The sequence below is a fragment of the Rheinheimera sp. UJ63 genome (assembly GCF_021568285.1).
Classification (GTDB): Bacteria; Pseudomonadota; Gammaproteobacteria; order Enterobacterales; family Alteromonadaceae; genus Alishewanella; species Alishewanella maricola.
In genome coordinates this window covers 135218-154231 of sequence record NZ_JAKGTQ010000005.1, presented here as the reverse complement: position 1 = coordinate 154231, position 19014 = coordinate 135218, and the positions used below count along the sequence as shown (strand labels likewise).

Sequence of the window (19014 nt, the reverse complement as noted above, 5' to 3'; positions counted from 1 at the left end):
ATGCTAGAGCGACCACGAGCCCAATGCGCATCTTTGGCTGCTTTGCTATTTTTAGGCGGTATCGGTTAATGTAAAAGCATCTTACGTACGGATATACCGCAAAGGAGTTTGCATGTTAAAAGCGCATATCACACCTTACGCCAAAATGGCTTTGCTATTACTAGGGCTTAGTAGTTTAGCCGGTTGTGCACAGGTATTAGCGCAGCGTATTCATCAAAGTAAAAGTTACGCTGCCCCAGCTATTAAACCTGAAGTATTGCAGCGGCTAAATCCTAAGTTGCAACAGATCTGCGTTGGCAGTGAGCTTTGTATGCGTTATTGGCAAATACAGCCTGTGGCTGAACCCGCCGAGCGGTTAAAGTTCAGTATGAATGCCGAAGTCAATGCGGCGAAAAGTGTTTTAGCATTAGAGATTAATCGAGCCGACCTGATACCGCGCCAAGGTACCGTGTTATTGTTACATGGTTATCGAGGCAGTAAGGAATGGTTAGCATTAAGTGCGTTATATTTTCAGTATTTAGGCTTTGAAGTTTTGGTGCCTGATCTGCTGGGGCATGGCGAAAGTGATGGTGATGTTGCCTTTGGCGTAGCGGATGCTGCATTTTTACAACAACTGACAGCAAAGCGCAGAAGTGATGGCCCTTTACTTATTGTAGCGAACTCGATGGGCGCACTTAGTGCCGCTCATTTATTGGCAAGCAAACAAGAGGTTGCTGGCGTCATGCTACAAGCGCCGATGCAGTCTTTTGATATGGCTTTGCAAGGTTATGTTGCCATGAGTGAGCGTTGGTATCGCAAGGTTTTCTCAGAGCAGCAGCTCGTTGAGGCTGCTAAGCTCGCCTTGGCTAAAGCCGGAGTTAGCGTGGCGCAAACCGATCTACAACATTATAAAGCCCATTTCACAATGCCAACATTGATCTTAACGGCAGATAACGATTTAATTGCCCCTTATCAATTTTATGCTGGCTGGCAAGAGCCACAATTTCATGTACAGCAAGTTGCGGATCGTCATCATGCTTTGATGAGTGTGATTAGCCAGCAAGAACACGAATGGGTGCAACAATGGTTAGCGTTAATTCCTGCTACACAATTGCGCTAAACCAAAGGCTAGCGTTCGTGGTCAATCTTTTTTCGTGAGCTTCGCACCATAGCCTTTTAGTGCGCTTATATTTAGCAGATCTATAGCAGGTAAAGTATGCACAACCATATCAAAAAACTCTATCAGAGCGCGGCGAAAACAGAGCGGCGCATTATTGGCTTAATGAGTGGTACTTCATTAGATGGTTTAGATGTGGCGTTATGCCGTGTCAGTGGTGCAGGGCTTCAAACGAAATTAGTGTTAGAGCAACATACCACACTGAATTACCAAGACGATTATCGTGAGCGAGTACGCGCGGTTTTTTCAAAACGGGATGTTGACCTGCAACATGTGACCTTACTCAACGCCTGGATCGGCCAACAACATGGTGAGATGGTAAAGCAGTGCTTGGCGCAGTGGCAATTAACCCCGCTTGATATTGATTTAATTGCCAGCCATGGCCAAACCATTTTTCATTGTCCTCAGCGGCAACATCAGGATCCACGTTGGGGCAATGGCACCTTACAAATTGGTGATGCTGATCATCTTTCGGTAACAACCGGCATTACCACTGTCAGTGACTTTCGGCAAAAGCATATCGCGGCAGGAGGAGAAGGCGCACCTTTAGCCGTGTACGGTGATTATTTGTTATTTAGTGCCGCTGATGAAAATCGCATTATGCTCAATATCGGGGGTATCGCTAATTTAACCTGGTTACCCGCCAATTTACGGGCAACAGAAGTCTTTAGCAGTGACATCGGCCCAGGTAATACGCTGATGGACGCTTATATCCGGCAGCAGCAGCCCTCGGTGCAATATGACGAAGGTGCGCATTTAGCTTATCAAGGGAAGGTGTCTGAGCCCTTATTAAACGCGTTGCAACAAGCGCCATTCTTTGCTGCGGCTATGCCAAAAACCACTGGCCCTGAGTTATTTAATCTGGGCTACTTGTACCAAGCTCAACAACAAAGTAACACCCTAAATTTAGCGGCTGCCGATGTGATGGCAACGTTAAATCGTTTCAGTGCCGACACTATTATTAATGCGATCCGACACGCTATTCTGCCAAATAATTGTGTCATTTATGCCAGTGGCGGAGGCATTCATAACCCATTATTAATGCAACAATTAGCAGACGGTTTACCCGGTTTTCGTTTTGCGACCACCGCCGCGTTAACGATTCATCCTGATGCGAAAGAAGCTGTGTTATTTGCTTTATTAGCCAACGAATGTATCGCCGGAGGCGAGCAGCCCTTTGCCGACGCGGCAACCGGCTTTCCCAGTATTAGCATGGGCAAAATCAGTTTTGCAGATTAATCAATAAAGCGACGGCTTGCACCGTCGCCTAGCTTTTTAAGGATTGTAACTGACGTTTAAGGTTACGCCACTAAAAGTACTATAGGCACGAATGCTGATGTGCCAAGTTGCCGCGGCGGGGTTGCTGATACTGCAGGTTTCATTGTTTCCCTGTAAATAGGGACGACAATCAAAGCTGCTGGTGGTTGGCCGCGCGCCGCGTCTGACGTACAGATCGGCATCCCCCGTTCCGCCAGCGATACTGGCAGTAAAATTCTGCATGCCGGCCGGTATGTCGATGGTGTAATGCAACCAGTTATTGCGACTAGCAGACAGATTTGGCAACGTACTGCTACTGCCTGTGGCGCCTGATCCCGAGCCTGTTGCGGCAAGCACCGCGGCATTGGCATCAACTAAGCCGACACCACAACCTGAGCAGCTTGCAGGGAAACTACGGGCTGAGGTTTTCAGAATATCTTCAATTTGATCCGGGGTGGCGTTCGGTTTGGCTTGCTTGATTAACGCGGCGATACCGGCAACATGTGGTGCGGCCATCGATGTGCCTTGGCTGTACCCATAGCTGTCATTGGCAGGTGTCGTTGAACCGCTGTTGTAAGTAGATAAGACGCCACTCGGATCATTGGAAGAGGACATAGCGCCACCCGGTGCAGCGACATCGACACTGCTGCCAGTGTTGGAGTAGTAAGCGCGTCCACCCTGGCGGTTAGTTGAAGCAACATTGACCACACCAGTACAATTACCTGGGTTAAAATTATTGGCATTACCATTGTCATTGCCAGCGGCAACCACTATTACCGTACCGCGGCTGCGCGCTTGGTTAATGGCGTTTTGGGTGGTGCTATTACAGCTGCCAGAGCCACCCAAGCTCATGTTAATGACGCTGGCAGGGTTCGCATTGGCGGGTACACCAGACACCGTGCCCCCTGATGCCCAGATAATGCCGTCTGCGATATCGGAGGTGTAGCCACCACACTTACCTAAGACTCTAACCGGCACCACTTTAGCGTTAAAGGCAACACCGGCAACGCCAGTATTATTATTACTGACTGCGGCCACAGTACCGGCAACATGGGTGCCATGCCAACTGGACGCTCTAAATGACGTTGGTTGACCACCGCCACACTCGCCGACATTCGTCCAATCACCCGGATCGCGGGCATCGCTGTCGCGGGCATTACCATCGTTACCAATAAAGGCATCAGAGATCATGTCATAGCCTGGTAAGAGGTTGGCATTTAAATCCACATGAGGCCGATAGCCGGTATCCAGTACCGCCACCACCACGCCTTGGCCTGTTGCATTGTCCCAAGCGGCTGGCGCTCGGATGCCGCCGGTGTTTTCATAATAATGCCATTGGTTCGCATATTGGGTGTCATTAGGTGCAAGGGTCGGTTGCAGTAACATGTCTTCTTCGGCCAGTTCTACATCATCATCTTGAGCCAATTGATGGAGTAATGCCTCAGTCTCCGCGGCGGATAAGCGGCGCTCGGCACTGAACACGGCATGTTTTTCTAAGGCCGTTTCGCGCACAAATTTTATTTTTTCACCCGCGCGTTGACTAAAGCGCTCGGCTTTTGCTTGCATCCGTTCGGCTTTGCGTTGCTGAGCCATGGTGGCTGGCAAGCTCTGTAGCATGGTATCGGTGTTGGTTTCTTTATATTTGATGATCACGCGGGTAACAGGGCCAGTTGAAGTGTCGCTATCCTGATCAGCGAGCGCTGCGGCGTTGAATAACGCGCCGGGTAAACAAAGCACGGCTATTGCCGTTAATTTAAACTTCTGAGTAAGCATGGTTTGACCTTTTTTATAATATCGTTATTACCTGGATGTACGGTGATGCGAAAAAATGACAACTTCGCAACACCGCTATTATTAATAGGACAAACTTGGCGTAGCTGTAAATCAGCAAAATCTGTATAAAATGAGCTGCTTATGTAGCTGTAGCGGTATGCGGCCCCAAAAAAGGTCTTTTTTTAGCATAATAAAAAAAGGAACAAGTCATAAGTTACGCCTGTTTAATTGAAACTGTAAATATTTTGTAACATGGAGGTTTTATTCTAAATAGTTATAGAATTTTTATTTGGAGAGCTAATTGAATCTAAAGAAAGCGCAGCTAGTACAATATCAACTAGTTATTTGGTATTAGCAGATGAAGAGGGCTATGTTGATTTGCACTGGACAGCCTAGTCTAATGCGCCATACTCAACAGCATAGTGGTGAGGTTAAGCGTATATGCCTGATGAACATAAGAATGAAATTGTACCTATCCTCTCCGGCGGGGGAACCCGATTAAGTTGTCATATAGGCGTATTACAAGCTTTAGCGGATATGCAGTTACATTATCGGCATCTGGTGGGGGTTTCCGGTGGCAGTGTGGTTGCTGCTTTTTGTGCCGCAGGTTGGCCGCTAGAGCGTATTGCGCAATTGGCTTTAGATACCGATTTTCGGGTGTTTAAGGGGGTTTCTATTACCACCTTACTGCGCACTGGGGGGTTATGTAATGGCGATCGGTTTGAAGACTGGCTCGATCAGCAACTAGAGGGCCGTACTTTCGCTGACTTGGCGATTGATTTGCATGTGCTCGCTACCGATATCAGTGGCGGTGGGCCGGTCGTCTTTAATCGCCAGTTAACACCTGATCTTAAAGTAGCTAAAGCCATCCGCTTTTCGATGTCGATACCGATATTTTTTTCATTTAAACGTTATGGAGAGCATGTCCTTACCGATGGTGTGATCTTGTCAGAAGATGCCTTGCATCGCGATTGGTCTGGTCGGGGGATACCCTTAGTCAGTTTTCGCTTAAAAAGTGAAGCAGGCTATCGGCCCATTCAGCAACGGCGTTTCTTACCCATCATCTCTTATTTACAGATGCTCATTCAAACCTTTATGAATGCGGTATCGCGAGAATATGTCCACGCTGAGTATTGGCACAACACGATAGTGGTCAATACCGGCAATATTTCTGCGGTCAATTTTGATTTAAGCACGTTACAAAAACAGCGCTTATATGAACAGGGCTATAGCACTGCCATGGCGATTGTACCGAAAAAACTTCCAAAATTGTTTTGAGCAAGCGGCTATATAGCCCGATAAAAATGAAATTAAATTACATTTTTATTAATTTTCGTATTGCTTTAATTATGGATAACCTAAATGCCACTTACTTCCACTTGTTGTGGTATGTCTTTATTGTATTGATTTTATTGGTTTATATTTTTCATGATAAAGCGTTCTTGAAATTTTCTATTATAGATTAATTTAATTAATCTATTCATTCATTTCTTCTCGTTTGTCGGAACTTACAGGATCTTGTAACTTTATTACGTGCCCAGCAATAACGGCACATCAAATTAATTTTGCAGGAGAGACCAGACATGACTATTTCAACTCGTAAATTTATTACCCGTATGGCGGTGGTACTGTTGTCGTCAAGTCCATTACTCGCTTCTGCCGCGAGCACGGGCTACAAGATGGCTTTAATTGACAATGCACCTGGCGCTGAATTTATTCAGGCAGGTCAGTATGACAAAGCCATTGCTTCCGCCCAAGCGCCGTCGCAGGCTGACACTGAGTCGTTTTATGGCCAAGTTAGTCTATGTGTCGCTTATAGCCGGATGAACGAATTAGACTTAGCCGCCACAGCGTGTGACAACGCCGTATATCGTGCCGCAACCTTAAAAGCGGTTACGGGCTCAGCTAAACGTGAAATGCGCGCTTTAGCGTTAAACAACCGTGGTGTGATTAAGTTATTAGCCGGTGACAAAGTGGCGGCATTACAAGACTTTATGCTAGCAGTACGTTTAAACGATTCCGCTTTAACAGCGGCTAACTTAGAGCGTTTAACCTTCAGTATCAATGAAGGTCAAGAAATCGCAATGCAAACGGCAGAATAACTTGAGTTTGCTACAAACAACGCCTGGCTTAGTGTCAGGCGTTTTTTTTGGGTGATGGCCAGCCGTATAACAGTAAGAAGCTGGCATAATGCTGCGAAGTATTTTTTTGTAATAAAGTGGATTGCCCTTGTTCCTGCAAGCTAAGCAAACCCAGTGTCAGGTTTGCTGCTTTTTGCGCTGACGCATCGTTAAAGGTTAACAAGGCAACACAAAGTGAGTCGGAACAATTGAGCTGCTGCAGTTGCCCCAACTGTACGGCTTGTAATTGTTGCTGTAGTCGTTTTTGGCGATCATAACTGCTGGTATGAGTAACGTGTTGCTCTAGTAGCCACATCGCCTCTTGTAACTGTGCTTTACTCAGCGATAAAAAAGCCTGGTTCAGCTCAATCGAAGCACTGCCGTCTGTTTGTGGCAGCACTTGGCGTAAATCGAACGGTTCTACAGTGCCGGTAAAATCGTGACTTCCCTCAGTAGTTTCAGGTGTATCCGTTGTTTTATTTACCGTGTCGGGCAAGGCCTTAACGGTGCTTGCTAAAGCAGAACTGGAGATGGCTGCTTCAGTTTCGATTGCGGTTGTTGGTGCCGGTAAATGTTCTGGCACTGGCAGCGCCATATTTTTACCTATCCACTTTCCCGCCTGAAAGGCACTGAATATAGCGATTAGTGCAAGCAATACCCAAAGCAGTGATTTACGCATCGTCATCTCACAAAGTTGCCAACTTGAAAAATAATTGTTTATTAATAGCAGTGCTGGCAGGGGTGGTCAATTTTTTGAATAGGCTGCCTGAAGCTAGAAACACGCAGCGCAGCAATTTGCTGCGCTTTTGGTCATGATGTGGCGTTAAATTTGATAAGTACTGCCATCTTTGGCGGTGAAGCTTTTATCACCACGGCAACGACAACTGACTTGCCGGCCGGTGATCATGCTAAACCAATGACATACCGGATCGGTGGTTTGTAATTGAATATCATCAATACCCGCTAGGTCACGCTGACCTTGGCTGCCACTTTTATTCAAAATCAACTCAACATGGCGACCTTGGTTTTGCAGTAACAACGACTCAGGTGCTTCACGGTGACCATTTAAGCCAATAAATTGCGCTGGATCCGCTAGGCCACTGGTGCTGCCATCCACGAAAAAGGCCAGTAACTGTTGGTAATATACGACATAGCTGGCTACTGCCTTGTGCGAACCGTGAGCCAAAGGAAAGGTTTTATCCAAAAAGCCTTTAGAGTAATCCATGATCTGTTTTACATGGCTGTCGTTCAGTTGCGTGATCATCGTAATATCGTGATCGATTTGTATCGGCTGTGTTGAAGTGGCTAACGTCGTCATAATTATTTCCTCATCGGGTACGAAGTGTGGAGCCTCTGATAAGGCTTTTATTGCAGATAGTTTTGCTATCGCTTGAAAAACAGTCTAGATTAAATTTAAGCATAATTTCACAATAAAAATTTCACAGTGTAAATTTTACAAAATGAAAATAAATAAAAGCTTGATCCGAAAATCACATTTCTTGGGCACTAAAATTAGAAACCTGAGAAAACGCAATAACTTAACGATAGAAGATCTGTCGACACGTTGTGTGCGTGTTAATCCTGAGTCGGCGCCGTCGGTATCGTATTTATCGATGATCGAGCGTGGTAAACGGGTTCCCAGTATCGAAATGCTGGAAGTTATCGCGCAGGTTTTTCAAAAAGACTTAGATTGGTTTTTAGACGGTGAGGCTGAAGAGCAAGATTTAGTGCTGCCCAAGACCGCAAAAGGTGGCCTTAATGGTATGCCATTAGAGCCGAGCTTTTTATTCAGCCCCGATATTTTGCAAATTGCTATCCCAGAAATGTTGTCACAAACTGGTACCAGTGGTCGGCAGTTTGCGCAACTGTTGATTCGGGCGCATCAGGAGCATCACCAGAATCATTTTCCGGAATTAGAGCGTGCCGCCGAAGAGGTAGGGCAAAAACGTCTACCTTTATCTGTCGATGAGCTCATGGCGATAGTGCAGCAGTTAGGCTTAAAAATTCAGTGGTTTGATGAAGTGCCACGCGAGCTCGTTGATGAATTAGGTGTGAAATCTAATAATATTGGTACTTCCTTTTTTGTACCGCCCAATAGCTTACATTTAAATCGTATTTTGCAGCAGTGGCCTACTCGCTTAAAGTATGAATTAGCTGTGCATATTGGCCATGCCGTTTTACATAACAAAGATGGCGTAAAAAACGCGATGGCGGTAGGCGGGGCGCATGATGATGTGTTTGCCGATAGTAGCACTATGGCACCGCAAGATATTTTGCATGCGTGGCGTGACTTTGAATCGAGCTTTTTTGCTGGCGCCTTGTTGTGTCCAAAGCAAGCGTTTCGGCAATTATTAGAGCGGCGTGGTTATGAAATTGCCAGTCATTTGCAAGCCGAGGTATCGGCTTCGGTGGCGATGCGCCGCATGACCGCGGTGTCACCTTATCCGCATTGGCATTACTTTGATGCATACAGCCCCGGTAAATTAAAGGCGGTGTATCGTGGTAATGGCATCCCTCTGCCTTGGGGCAATATGCGCCAAGTGGTCGACCCTTGCCAGCATTGGGCCGTGTTTCGCATGTTTGAGGTTAAAGACAGTGGCAGTTCGGCGCAATTATCGCTGTTAGATGTGCAAGGTGAGCCACGGATCTATTGTTGCGAATCGACCAAGGTACAAGACTTAGCCGGCAATCAGCATGTGTTGTGTGCTGGCATTGATCTCAACCCCGCGCTTAATGCGCAAGGGCTGGATGCTGCGGCCTTAGCACAAGATATGAAAGCGCGGTGTCAGCAATATGGTGGTGCGGCCGTGGTGCCGCAGTCGATCCAGACCACATTAAAACGGGTAGCCAATATCTTAAATATTAATTGGGTTAGTCGCAGCATGAGCAAACCAGCACAATTAATCTGTGCCAGAGGAGGTAGTTGCCCTCGCTCTCCAAGTTGCTATCAATGCCCTGCGCTCACGAAATAAAGCGCAACGTTATGCAGAAACAAAGGATTTAGCATGAGCAAAAAACCACAGATGGCCGCAACGCCACCCCCTAAAAAAGTGCAACCAGACACCACTACCGCGGCCCAGCATGACGTGCTTGCCGAGCAAGTAGAGCAACGGCTCACCGCCAGCCAACAAGCAAAAGCCGTGGCAATAGAAGATATTATTGCCGCTCAAGCTGCCGGTGATATGGACAAATTGTCTGAGCATTTACTGGCGATGTTAGAAGGGGTCTCGCCGGACGATTTAGCTGAATTAAGCAAAGCCTTGAATCGTGGAGAATCAATCTTAAGTGAAAAACGCCGTGAAAAAGCCGATACCGAGTTAACCTCCAATTGGCGCGAAGGCGGTTATCCATATGTCAATCGCTTAAATCGTAAAACCTATGAAAAGCAAAAATATCATTTACAAGTCGAATTACTGAAGTTGCAGCGTTGGGTGAAAGAAACCGGGCAGCGGGTGGTGATTTTATTTGAAGGGCGCGATGCGGCAGGGAAAGGCGGCGCCATTAAACGCTTTATGGAACATTTAAATCCACGTGGTGCTCGGGTTGTAGCGTTAGACAAGCCCAGTGAGGCAGAGCAAGGCCAATGGTATTTTCAACGTTATGTGGCTGAGTTGCCCACAAAGGGTGAAATCGTGTTGTTTGACCGCTCTTGGTATAACCGTGCAGGCGTTGAGCATGTTATGGGGTTTTGCAGCAATGATGAGTATCAAGAATTTATGATACAAGCGCCCGAGTTCGAACGGCATTTAGTGCGCAGTGGTATTCATTTAATAAAGTTATGGTTTTCGGTCAGTCAAGACGAGCAACGGCGTCGTTTTACCGAGCGTGAAGCGCATCCGCTTAAGCAGTGGAAACTGAGCCCGGTCGATCTTGCCTCGTTAGACAAATGGCATGAGTACACCCATGCAAAAGAAGCCATGTTTGCCAACACTGACACGTCCTACGCCCCTTGGTCAGTTATTAAGTCAGATTGTAAAAAACGGGCACGGCTTAATGCGTTGCGTTATGTATTGCAATGCTTGCCGTATCATAATCGCAATGCCGAAGTGGCTTGTGCGCCCGATCCGCTATTAGTGGGGCGGGCCAGTGTGATTTTCGAACTGGGAGAGCATGCGATGTCGACTGAGCCATCGGTTTAATACCTTGTTACAACTTAGTCATTGGCGCAAATTGGCAACACTGAACATAGCGCGTAAGATGATGCGCACAACCTCCATGTAGAACAGGATATAAGAATGAAAAAATGTACACTCGTTGCTGGCGCTGTTGCGCTAGCATTAGGTTTAACGGCTTGCAGTAAACAGCCGACAACGCCAGAAACAACGACACAAAGCCAAGTTGCCGCAGCACCTTTGGTGTCTGGTATTGATCAACAAAACTTTGATGAAAACGTCGCTTTTAGCCAAGACTTCTTTTTAGCGGTTAATGGTAAATGGTTAGCCGAAACCCCGATCCCTGCAGATAAAGCAACTTATGGCTCTTTTCACGTATTAGCCGATCGCTCACAACAAGCGGTCAAAGATATTATCGATCAAGTTGCAGCGAAAACCGATTTAGTTGCTGGCTCTGATGAGCAGAAACTGGGCAGTTTTTACAATAGCTTTATGAATGAAAGCGTGATTGAGGAATTAGGTTTATCCCCCTTAACACCACAATTAGACGCGATTAAAGGGTTAAAAGAGAAAGCGCAGTTAGCTGAATTATTCGCGAGTTTACAGCGTGATGGCGTTAGTATTCCTTTTGGTTGGTTTATCAATAATGATGCAAAAAACTCTACCGAATATGCGGTTTACCTCAATCAAGGTGGTTTAGGTTTACCGGATCGTGATTACTATTTTAAAGACGATGAAGCCTCGCTGACGATCATCAATCAATATCAAACCTATTTAACCGATATGTTTGCGCTTGCTGGCGCACCTGATGCAAAAGCAGCGGCGATGCGGGTATATAACCTAGAAAAAGCTTTGGCGGAACATCACTGGACACGTTTAGATAATCGCAATGCCGACAAAACTTACAATAAAATTGCCGCCAGCGAATTAGACAGCTTAGTGGGCAGCTTTGATTGGCAGGCCTATGCCAAGGCCATGCAGTTAAACAACGTGGATGAGCTGATTGTGCGTCAGCCGTCTTACTTTGCTGGATTAGCTAAAGTGATTGCACAGACAGATCTGCAAAGCTGGCAAGATTATTTAACCAGCAAAACGATTAATGGCTTTGCTGACAAACTCAGCAGCAACTTTGCTGATCGTCGTTTTGAGTTCTATGGCAAAACCTTAAGCGGTATTCAAGAACAACAGCCACGCTGGAAACGTGCGGTAGACGCGGCTGATCAGGTTTTAGGTGAGTTAACCGGTAAGTTGTATGTTGAACAGCATTTTAGCCCAGAAGCCAAAGCGCGGATGGAACAGCTGGTGGCCAATGTCATTAAAGCCTATGAAGTCTCCATCAAAAACCTGGAGTGGATGGGCGAAGAAACCAAAGTTGCTGCGCTGGATAAACTGAGCAAATTCACACCAAAAATTGGTTACCCAAACAAGTGGAAAGATTATTCCACCTTAGAGATTAAAGCAGATGATTTAGTGGGTAACTTTGTTAGAGCCAGTCATTGGGCTTATGCAGAGATGACCAGCAAGTTAGGCCAGCCTATCGATAAAGACGAATGGTTTATGACGCCGCAAACTGTTAATGCCTACTACAACCCTGTGAACAACGAAATTGTGTTCCCAGCGGCTATTTTACAGCCGCCATTTTTCAATATGGCAGCGGATGACGCCGTCAACTATGGCGGTATCGGTGCGGTGATTGGTCACGAAATTGGTCATGGTTTTGACGACCAAGGCGCAAAGTACGATGGCGACGGTAACTTACGTAACTGGTGGACTGAACAAGATAAAGCACAATTTCAAGCACGGGGTGCTAAGCTGATTGGTCAGTACAACAACTTTGAACCTTTACCCGGTGTCAATGTGAACGGTGCTGTGGCCTTAGGCGAAAACATCGGTGACTTAGGCGGCATGACCGTCGCGTTAAAAGCGTATCAGTTGTCATTAGCGGGTAAAGACGCGCCAACTTTAGATGGCTTTACCGGTGAACAACGCTTCTTTATTAGCTGGGCGCAGGTATGGCGTACTAAGTTCCGTGAAGAGGCGTTACGTCGGCAATTAAGCACCGGCCCGCATTCACCTGCGCATTATCGGGTAATTGGTGTATTGCCGAATATGCCTGAGTTTTATACGGCATTTGATATTAAAGAAGGCGATGCGATGTATCTGCCAGAAGCGCAACGCGTAAAAATTTGGTAACCACTCGCGCTTAAGCAAAGTCAGCATACTTCTGCTACACTGCGGCTGCGACCTGTTCGATCTTTGCAAGAGGCAAGGTATGACAGGCGCAGCTTTTTAGTATGTTTGGTCGGTCCACTATAAATAAAATGAGTATGACTGACCCTTTGTATTCAGCAAAGTTATAATCAGTATAAGCAGGTCAGTTATTATGCTATTAGGCTTTTGCCTTGATCTTTCTTATAATTGAGCCCATACATTCAACAGCATGACGTTGCAGTGACCAGACTGCAAAGCAACGACTGAGAGGACATTACTGTGCTACAAGAATATCGTGAACACGTGGCCGAACGCGCCGAACAAGGGATCCCTGCCAAGCCGTTAAACGCAGAGCAAGTAGCTGCCTTAATTGAGCTTTTGAAAAACCCACCAAAAGGTGAGGAAGAATTCATTTTAGATTTGCTTATCAACCGCGTACCACCAGGTGTTGATGAAGCTGCCTATGTAAAAGCGGGCTTTTTAGCCGCACTCGCTAAAGGCGAAGCAACCAGCCCGTTAATCGACGCTGAGCGTGCTACCGAGTTGTTAGGTACCATGATGGGTGGTTACAACATCGAGCCACTAATCAGTTTATTAGATGATGCCAAGCTCGCGCCGATCGCTGCTAAAGCGTTATCGCACACCTTACTGATTTTTGATGCTTTCCATGATGTTACTGACAAAGCCGATGCGGGTAACGAGTATGCGAAGCAAGTCGTTCAAAGCTGGGCCGATGCCGAGTGGTTTGAAGCAAAACCGGCTTTAGCTGAGAAAATTACGGTTACCGTATTTAAAGTGTCTGGCGAAACCAACACGGATGATTTATCACCAGCACCAGATGCTTGGTCACGTCCAGATATCCCACTGCACGCTTTAGCCATGTTGAAAAATGCCCGTGAAGGCATCAACCCGGATGAGCCAGGTACTGTTGGCCCAATTAAGCAGCTAGAAGAACTGAATAAAAAAGGCTACCCACTGGCTTATGTTGGTGACGTAGTGGGTACGGGTTCATCACGTAAATCTGCCACTAACTCGGTATTGTGGTTTATGGGTGATGATATTCCTTACGTGCCAAACAAGCGTGGCGGTGGTTTTGTGTTAGGTGGCAAAATTGCTCCTATCTTCTTCAACACCATGGAAGACTCTGGCGCATTACCTATCGAAGTCGATGTTAGCAAGTTAGAAATGGGCGATGTGATCGATATTCTGCCATTCGAAGGCAAAGTGGTTCGCCATGGCACTGACGAAGTATTAGCCGAGTTCAGCTTAGCAACTGACGTTTTAATTGATGAAGTTCGTGCCGGTGGCCGTATTCCATTAATTATCGGTCGTGGTTTAACTGACCGTGCTCGTGAGTTTTTAAAATTAGGTCATTCAGACAAATTCCGTCGTCCCTTACCCAAAACAGATTCTGGCAAAGGCTTCACCTTAGCGCAGAAAATGGTAGGTAAAGCTTGCGGCGTGAAAGGCGTGCGTCCCGGTACTTACTGTGAACCGAAAATGACCACCGTAGGTTCGCAAGACACGACTGGCCCCATGACCCGTGATGAATTAAAAGACTTAGCCTGTTTAGGCTTCACCGCCGATTTAACTATGCAGTCTTTCTGTCACACGGCCGCGTATCCGAAGCCCGTTGATGTTGACACCCACCATACGCTGCCAGATTTCATTATGAATCGTGGCGGTGTGGCACTGCGCCCAGGTGACGGTATTATCCACAGCTGGTTAAACCGCATGTTACTGCCGGATACAGTGGGTACGGGTGGTGATTCGCATACACGCTTCCCAATTGGTATTTCGTTCCCAGCGGGTTCAGGCTTAGTCGCTTTCGCTGCGGCAACGGGTGTTATGCCGCTTGATATGCCTGAATCGGTATTAGTCCGCTTTAAAGGCGAAATGCAGCCAGGCATTACCTTACGTGACTTAGTGCATGCCATTCCGTACGTGGCGATCCAAAAAGGTCTGTTAACGGTAGATAAGAAAGGTAAGAAGAATATCTTCTCTGGCCGCATTTTAGAAATTGAAGGCTTACCAACCTTAACGGTAGAGCAAGCTTTTGAATTATCAGATGCGTCTGCGGAGCGTTCTGCTGCCGGTTGTACTATTAAGTTGTCAGAAGAATCCATTGCCGAATATCTTGAATCAAACATCGTGATGTTGAAGTGGATGATTTCTGAAGGCTATGGTGATGTTCGTACTATCGAGCGCCGTATTCAAGCGATGCAAGCTTGGTTGAAAGATCCACAGTTAATGTCTGCTGATGCTGATGCAGAATATACTGAAGTGATTGAAATTGACCTCGCTGACATTAAAGAGCCGGTACTATGCGCACCAAACGATCCAGATGATGCGCGTTTATTGTCTGAAGTAGCAGGCGACAAGATTGATGAAGTGTTTATCGGTTCTTGTATGACCAACATTGGTCACTTCCGTGCTGCGGGTAAATTACTGGACAAATATAAAGGCCAGTTGCCCACGCGGTTATGGATCGCTCCGCCGACTAAGATGGACCAAGCACAGTTAACGGAAGAAGGTTACTACAGCATCTTCGGTAAAGTCGGTGCGCGCACTGAAATGCCAGGTTGCTCACTGTGTATGGGTAACCAAGCTCGCGTAGCTGAGAAGTCGACAGTCGTCTCAACGTCTACTCGTAACTTCCCGAACCGTTTAGGTCAGGGTGCGAATGTTTATTTAGCATCAGCCGAGTTAGCTGCGGTCGCTTCTATTATCGGTAAGTTACCGACAGTAGCGGAATACTTAGAGTACGCGAAACAGATCGATGCTACGGCAGCCGATACTTATCGTTACCTGAACTTCCATAAGATGTCGCAATACACTAAAAAAGCAGACAACGTGATTATTCAGCAAGCTGTGTAGTCAGCAAACTGTTTGCACAAGGCCTGCTGAATGCAGGCCTTTTTTATACGCAATCTTCCTACAAAGTCACGGCTGAAATCGCACTGGGTGACAAGGCTGCTGAGCCGTGTCGGTTATCCTGTCGACTTAATCAGTACTGTGCTAACTGCCGCTATTGACTGGCTTAGCGCATAAAACCTGCTATTTAGCCAACCAAGCCGCATGAAATCAGGTAAAATTCTTCGCCTCAAACAAATACGATACGCCTAACTGCTGTGGCTTGTGCCGCGGGCGCTCTGACAGTGCGTGTTAACGGAATAGTGCATGGAATACGACTTTACTTATGATCGGGCCACCCGGCAATTTAGCTTAAAACTCAGTGCTGAACACGATGTGTTAGCGCGCTTTTTATTGGACGAATTTGGCCAGCAAGCTTCGGCCTATCAACCGCTGTTAAGCCAATTGCAGGCCTTAAAAGCCTATGACACTTTGCGCTACCAAGGAAAAGAATATCTACTCGAAGTGGAACATGCCGAGGTGACCTTAAGGCATAACACCCTATTTTATGAAGCGGGGGACACGAGGCAACATACCTCAGCCGAGCTTGATGAAGAAGCGTTATCGCTGGATGATCATGGCATGCAAACCCAATGTGGTTTGGAAGATTTTGTGAAACTGCTACAGGCCTGGCAGCAGTTTTTAAGCGGCGGTTAAGCGAAGAGAGCTGCACAGTCTACGGGAATAAATGCACCATTATGGTGCTTTTTTTTGCTTTGAATTTGGCGATAACTGCTTAAGTTATTGTTTTTTATCAGTAAATAAAAGTTGGCACAAGGTTTTCTTATATAACGGTGCAATCACAAAAATTAGTCGATAAGGAAAACCATCATGAAGCTTGTTTGTGCCATCATCAAGCCGTTCAAACTGGATGATGTTCGTGAAGCCATCGCGGACATTGGTGTAGAAGGTTTAACGGTGACAGAAGTAAAAGGTTTTGGTCGGCAGAAAGGCCACACCGAATTATATCGTGGAGCTGAGTATCAGGTTGATTTCCTGCCAAAGGTAAAACTGGAAATTGCGACCCAAGATGATCAGGTAGAACGTTTACTTGAAGCCATTCAAAAAGCGGCTCATACCGGTCGGATAGGTGACGGAAAAATTTTCGTTTACAACCTCGAACAAGCCGTCCGTATTCGGACGGGTGAAACCGACGCCGAAGCGATTTAAGGAGCCTTAACATGCAAGAACAAATTTATCACTTACAGTTTGCCATGGACACCTTCTACTTTTTAATTTGTGGGGTGTTGGTCATGTGGATGGCCGCCGGTTTTACCATGCTAGAAGCGGGTTTAGTCCGTGCTAAAAATACCACTGAAATTTTAACTAAAAACGTCGCGCTTTATTCTATTGCCTGCATTATGTATTTAGTGTGTGGTTACTACTTTATGTACGATGGCGGTATCTTCTTACAAGGTATTGCAGAAATCGACGTCGATGCCACCTTAGCCTCTTTTGCAGAACAAAATGATTTTACGGGTGACTCAGTTTACTCTGGTGCATCTGACTTCTTCTTCCAAGTCGTGTTTGTTGCTACTGCCATGTCAATCGTGTCAGGCGCCGTTGCTGAGCGGATGAAGTTATGGGCTTTCTTAGTGTTCGCGGTTGTGATGACCGGCGTGATCTACCCTATTGAAGGTGGCTGGACTTGGGGCGGTAAAGACGTATTTGGTTTATACAACTTGGGCGACTTAGGTTTCTCTGACTTTGCGGGTTCGGGCATTGTACATATGGCGGGTGCTGCTGCAGCTTTAGCGGGTGTTATTTTGTTAGGTGCTCGTAAAGGCAAATACAGTAAAGACGGTAAAGTCAACGCTATCCCTGGCGCCAACATGCCTTTGGCAGCCTTAGGTACTTTAGTATTGTGGATGGGTTGGTTTGGTTTCAACGGTGGCTCAGTATTAAAACTGGGTGATATTGCCAATGCTCACAGTGTTGCTATGGTGTTCTTAAATACCAATGCCGCTGCTGCTGCTGGTGCTGTTGCCGCGCTGATTACCTCAGTGCTGTTATTCCGTAAAGCTGATTTAACCATGGCCTTAAACGGTGCCTTAGCGGGTCTGGTAGCGATTACGGCTGAACCTTCTACTCCATCGCCATTACAAGCCACTTTATTCGGTGCTGTTGCTGGTGTGTTAGTGGTTGCTTCAATCCTGGCGTTAGATAAAGCAAAAATTGATGATCCAGTCGGTGCTATCTCTGTACACGGTGTTATCGGTCTGTTTGGTTTGTTGTTAGTGCCTATCACGAACTCTGACAGCACGTTCAGTGGCCAGATCATTGGTGCTTTAACCATCTTCGTTTGGGTATTCGTAACAAGCTTCATCGCTTGGTATGTCCTGAAACTGGTTATGGGTATTCGAGTTAGCGAAGAAGCAGAATATGAAGGCGTTGACAGCTCTGAGTGTGGTATTGAAGCCTACCCTGAGTTTGTTGCCTCGGTAAAGTAAGCAGCTTGGCGGGTGTCGGTGGCACCCTCCAAGAGCCTGTGTTGTTGGCATCAGTAAACTTAGTTTCTAGCCAGCAACACTAAACGTGACCCACCTCTGTCTATCCTTGTCCTTTGTCCTATTTGACACCCCGTTGCTACTGGCAGCGGGGTTTTTTTATGTGCAAGAAACGCGATTAACAACGTAAAGGTGCTTTAATTCAGTAGGGCCATGCTGCATGTTTACTAAGCAGGGTTACCCGGTTTCGTATTTAACAGCATGGGCTGAGAACGTTTGATAACAACAAACTGAGCGTGAATAGTCAGTCTGTCATCGTGCTAAAAGTAAGGGGGTTGCGGTAGTAGCAGATTGAACCTGTTGTGCGATGAGACCGCGGAAAAGTGCATAAAGGGGGCAGGCTAAGCCAGACAATTTCTGCTGAGTAATAGATTAAGATGGCCAATAGCATAAAAGAAAAAGGCCGCACAAGTGCGGCCCAGTTTCAATTTTGCATCCATTGCAGTGATCATTCCTTAATCGACTGAAAAGTGCTTCCGTGCTGCATCCTGCAAGCGTATCCATTACTCGCTGACATCATGTCAGTGTCCTTGTCACACTAAAATCCGCGGTGTGAAGGTGCATCCTGCCGTCATCTCCGATGACTGATCCCGCGACAATAGCGTTATCCCTATTACTGTCTGCCTGGCCGCATCCTGCAGCTACAAGCGAAATATTGCCATCCAAGGCTGTCCGTTCTTACTCTTTCATCCTGCCGAGTTTTCTTCATCCTGAAGATGTCCTAATGCTGTCCCTGTGCTATCCTGCATCTGGTAATATCCATTACCGGGAACATCCTGTACCGCGACCTTGCTGCAACTGAAATCCTTTCAGCTATCGTTCCTTCGATGTGTTCATTATGCCTTTATCAGCATAAAACAGGAGGGGTTTTCTGTAATTGGAAAAATTGTCTTATCTTTGCAATAAAGTGAAAATCAAAAATAGATATTTAATATCAATAGTTTAAATTAAAAGCTTTCTAATTC

At 46.4% G+C, this 19014-nt stretch carries 14 protein-coding genes; 11 read left to right on the top strand and 3 right to left on the bottom strand.

Annotated elements, in window-relative coordinates:
* The first annotated feature begins 112 nt into the window (after positions 1–112).
* Together L1N97_RS13970 and L1N97_RS13965 are read left to right on the top strand one after the other, a co-directional pair.
* A complete protein-coding gene (locus L1N97_RS13970) occupies positions 113–1099 on the top strand; it encodes an alpha/beta hydrolase (RefSeq protein WP_236130201.1) in 987 nt (328 codons plus the stop codon).
* Positions 1100–1195: 96 nt separating this feature from the next.
* Positions 1196–2395 carry an anhydro-N-acetylmuramic acid kinase gene (locus L1N97_RS13965; RefSeq protein ID WP_229587565.1) on the top strand — a complete coding sequence of 400 codons (1200 nt, stop codon included), beginning with the start codon at positions 1196–1198 and terminating at the stop codon, positions 2393–2395.
* 36 nt (positions 2396–2431) lie between these two features.
* Here the strand turns inward: L1N97_RS13965 and L1N97_RS13960 are convergent, their stop codons facing one another.
* A complete protein-coding gene (locus L1N97_RS13960) occupies positions 2432–4186 on the bottom strand; it encodes a S8 family peptidase (RefSeq protein WP_329605559.1) in 1755 nt (584 codons plus the stop codon).
* 441 nt (positions 4187–4627) lie between these two features.
* On the opposite strand from L1N97_RS13960, the gene L1N97_RS13955 reads away from it, so the two are divergent.
* Positions 4628–5464, top strand: a complete 837-nt coding sequence (locus tag L1N97_RS13955) for a patatin-like phospholipase family protein (protein ID WP_229587563.1) — start codon at positions 4628–4630, stop codon at positions 5462–5464.
* 305 nt (positions 5465–5769) lie between these two features.
* Positions 5770–6288, top strand: coding sequence for a hypothetical protein (locus tag L1N97_RS13950; RefSeq protein ID WP_229587561.1), 519 nt, complete (start codon positions 5770–5772; stop codon positions 6286–6288).
* Positions 6289–6322: 34 nt separating this feature from the next.
* On the opposite strand, the gene L1N97_RS13945 is transcribed toward L1N97_RS13950, so the two are convergent.
* Both L1N97_RS13945 and L1N97_RS13940 read right to left on the bottom strand, forming a co-directional pair.
* A complete protein-coding gene (locus tag L1N97_RS13945) occupies positions 6323–6985 on the bottom strand; it encodes a hypothetical protein (protein ID WP_236130200.1) in 663 nt (220 codons plus the stop codon).
* Between the two features lie 144 nt (positions 6986–7129).
* The gene (locus L1N97_RS13940; protein ID WP_229587557.1) at positions 7130–7624 is read right to left on the bottom strand and encodes a malate synthase; all 495 of its coding nucleotides are present in this window, start codon (positions 7622–7624) and stop codon (positions 7130–7132) included.
* Between the two features lie 142 nt (positions 7625–7766).
* Between L1N97_RS13940 and L1N97_RS13935 the strand changes: the two genes are divergently transcribed.
* The 7 genes from L1N97_RS13935 (at position 7767) to L1N97_RS13905 (ending at position 17992) form a co-directional block, all read left to right on the top strand.
* Complete coding sequence (locus tag L1N97_RS13935) at positions 7767–9278, top strand: DUF3612 domain-containing protein (RefSeq protein WP_226751978.1); 1512 nt, start codon at positions 7767–7769, stop codon at positions 9276–9278.
* A gap of 33 nt (positions 9279–9311) precedes the next feature.
* Positions 9312–10445 carry a polyphosphate kinase 2 gene (gene ppk2 / locus L1N97_RS13930; RefSeq protein ID WP_236130199.1) on the top strand — a complete coding sequence of 378 codons (1134 nt, stop codon included), beginning with the start codon at positions 9312–9314 and terminating at the stop codon, positions 10443–10445.
* A gap of 96 nt (positions 10446–10541) precedes the next feature.
* Positions 10542–12611, top strand: a complete 2070-nt coding sequence (locus L1N97_RS13925) for a M13 family metallopeptidase (protein WP_236130198.1) — start codon at positions 10542–10544, stop codon at positions 12609–12611.
* A gap of 297 nt (positions 12612–12908) precedes the next feature.
* The gene (gene acnB, locus L1N97_RS13920) at positions 12909–15506 is read left to right on the top strand and encodes a bifunctional aconitate hydratase 2/2-methylisocitrate dehydratase (RefSeq protein WP_236130197.1); all 2598 of its coding nucleotides are present in this window, start codon (positions 12909–12911) and stop codon (positions 15504–15506) included.
* A gap of 303 nt (positions 15507–15809) precedes the next feature.
* Positions 15810–16199 (top strand): YacL family protein, encoded by a 390-nt coding sequence (locus tag L1N97_RS13915; protein WP_236130196.1) that lies wholly within the window; start codon positions 15810–15812, stop codon positions 16197–16199.
* Between the two features lie 174 nt (positions 16200–16373).
* Positions 16374–16712 carry a P-II family nitrogen regulator gene (gene glnK, locus L1N97_RS13910; RefSeq protein ID WP_226751983.1) on the top strand — a complete coding sequence of 113 codons (339 nt, stop codon included), beginning with the start codon at positions 16374–16376 and terminating at the stop codon, positions 16710–16712.
* 11 nt (positions 16713–16723) lie between these two features.
* Complete coding sequence (locus L1N97_RS13905) at positions 16724–17992, top strand: ammonium transporter (protein ID WP_229587533.1); 1269 nt, start codon at positions 16724–16726, stop codon at positions 17990–17992.
* The last annotated feature ends 1022 nt before the right edge of the window (positions 17993–19014 follow it).

Excerpts from the sequence above, each read along its gene's own strand:
- L1N97_RS13970 (WP_236130201.1), top strand. The coding sequence starts at position 113 with ATGTTAAAAGCGCATATCACACCTTACGCCAAAATGGCTTTGCTATTA.
- L1N97_RS13925 (WP_236130198.1), top strand. The coding sequence starts at position 10,542 with ATGAAAAAATGTACACTCGTTGCTGGCGCTGTTGCGCTAGCATTAGGT.
- L1N97_RS13955 (WP_229587563.1), top strand. The coding sequence starts at position 4,628 with ATGCCTGATGAACATAAGAATGAAATTGTACCTATCCTCTCCGGCGGG.
- L1N97_RS13915 (WP_236130196.1), top strand. The coding sequence starts at position 15,810 with ATGGAATACGACTTTACTTATGATCGGGCCACCCGGCAATTTAGCTTA.
- L1N97_RS13940 (WP_229587557.1), bottom strand. The coding sequence starts at position 7,624 with ATGACGACGTTAGCCACTTCAACACAGCCGATACAAATCGATCACGAT.
- L1N97_RS13935 (WP_226751978.1), top strand. The coding sequence starts at position 7,767 with ATGAAAATAAATAAAAGCTTGATCCGAAAATCACATTTCTTGGGCACT.
- L1N97_RS13950 (WP_229587561.1), top strand. The coding sequence starts at position 5,770 with ATGACTATTTCAACTCGTAAATTTATTACCCGTATGGCGGTGGTACTG.
- ppk2 (WP_236130199.1), top strand. The coding sequence starts at position 9,312 with ATGAGCAAAAAACCACAGATGGCCGCAACGCCACCCCCTAAAAAAGTG.
- L1N97_RS13960 (WP_329605559.1), bottom strand. The coding sequence starts at position 4,186 with ATGCTTACTCAGAAGTTTAAATTAACGGCAATAGCCGTGCTTTGTTTA.
- L1N97_RS13945 (WP_236130200.1), bottom strand. The coding sequence starts at position 6,985 with ATGCGTAAATCACTGCTTTGGGTATTGCTTGCACTAATCGCTATATTC.
- glnK (WP_226751983.1), top strand. The coding sequence starts at position 16,374 with ATGAAGCTTGTTTGTGCCATCATCAAGCCGTTCAAACTGGATGATGTT.
- L1N97_RS13965 (WP_229587565.1), top strand. The coding sequence starts at position 1,196 with ATGCACAACCATATCAAAAAACTCTATCAGAGCGCGGCGAAAACAGAG.
- L1N97_RS13905 (WP_229587533.1), top strand. The coding sequence starts at position 16,724 with ATGCAAGAACAAATTTATCACTTACAGTTTGCCATGGACACCTTCTAC.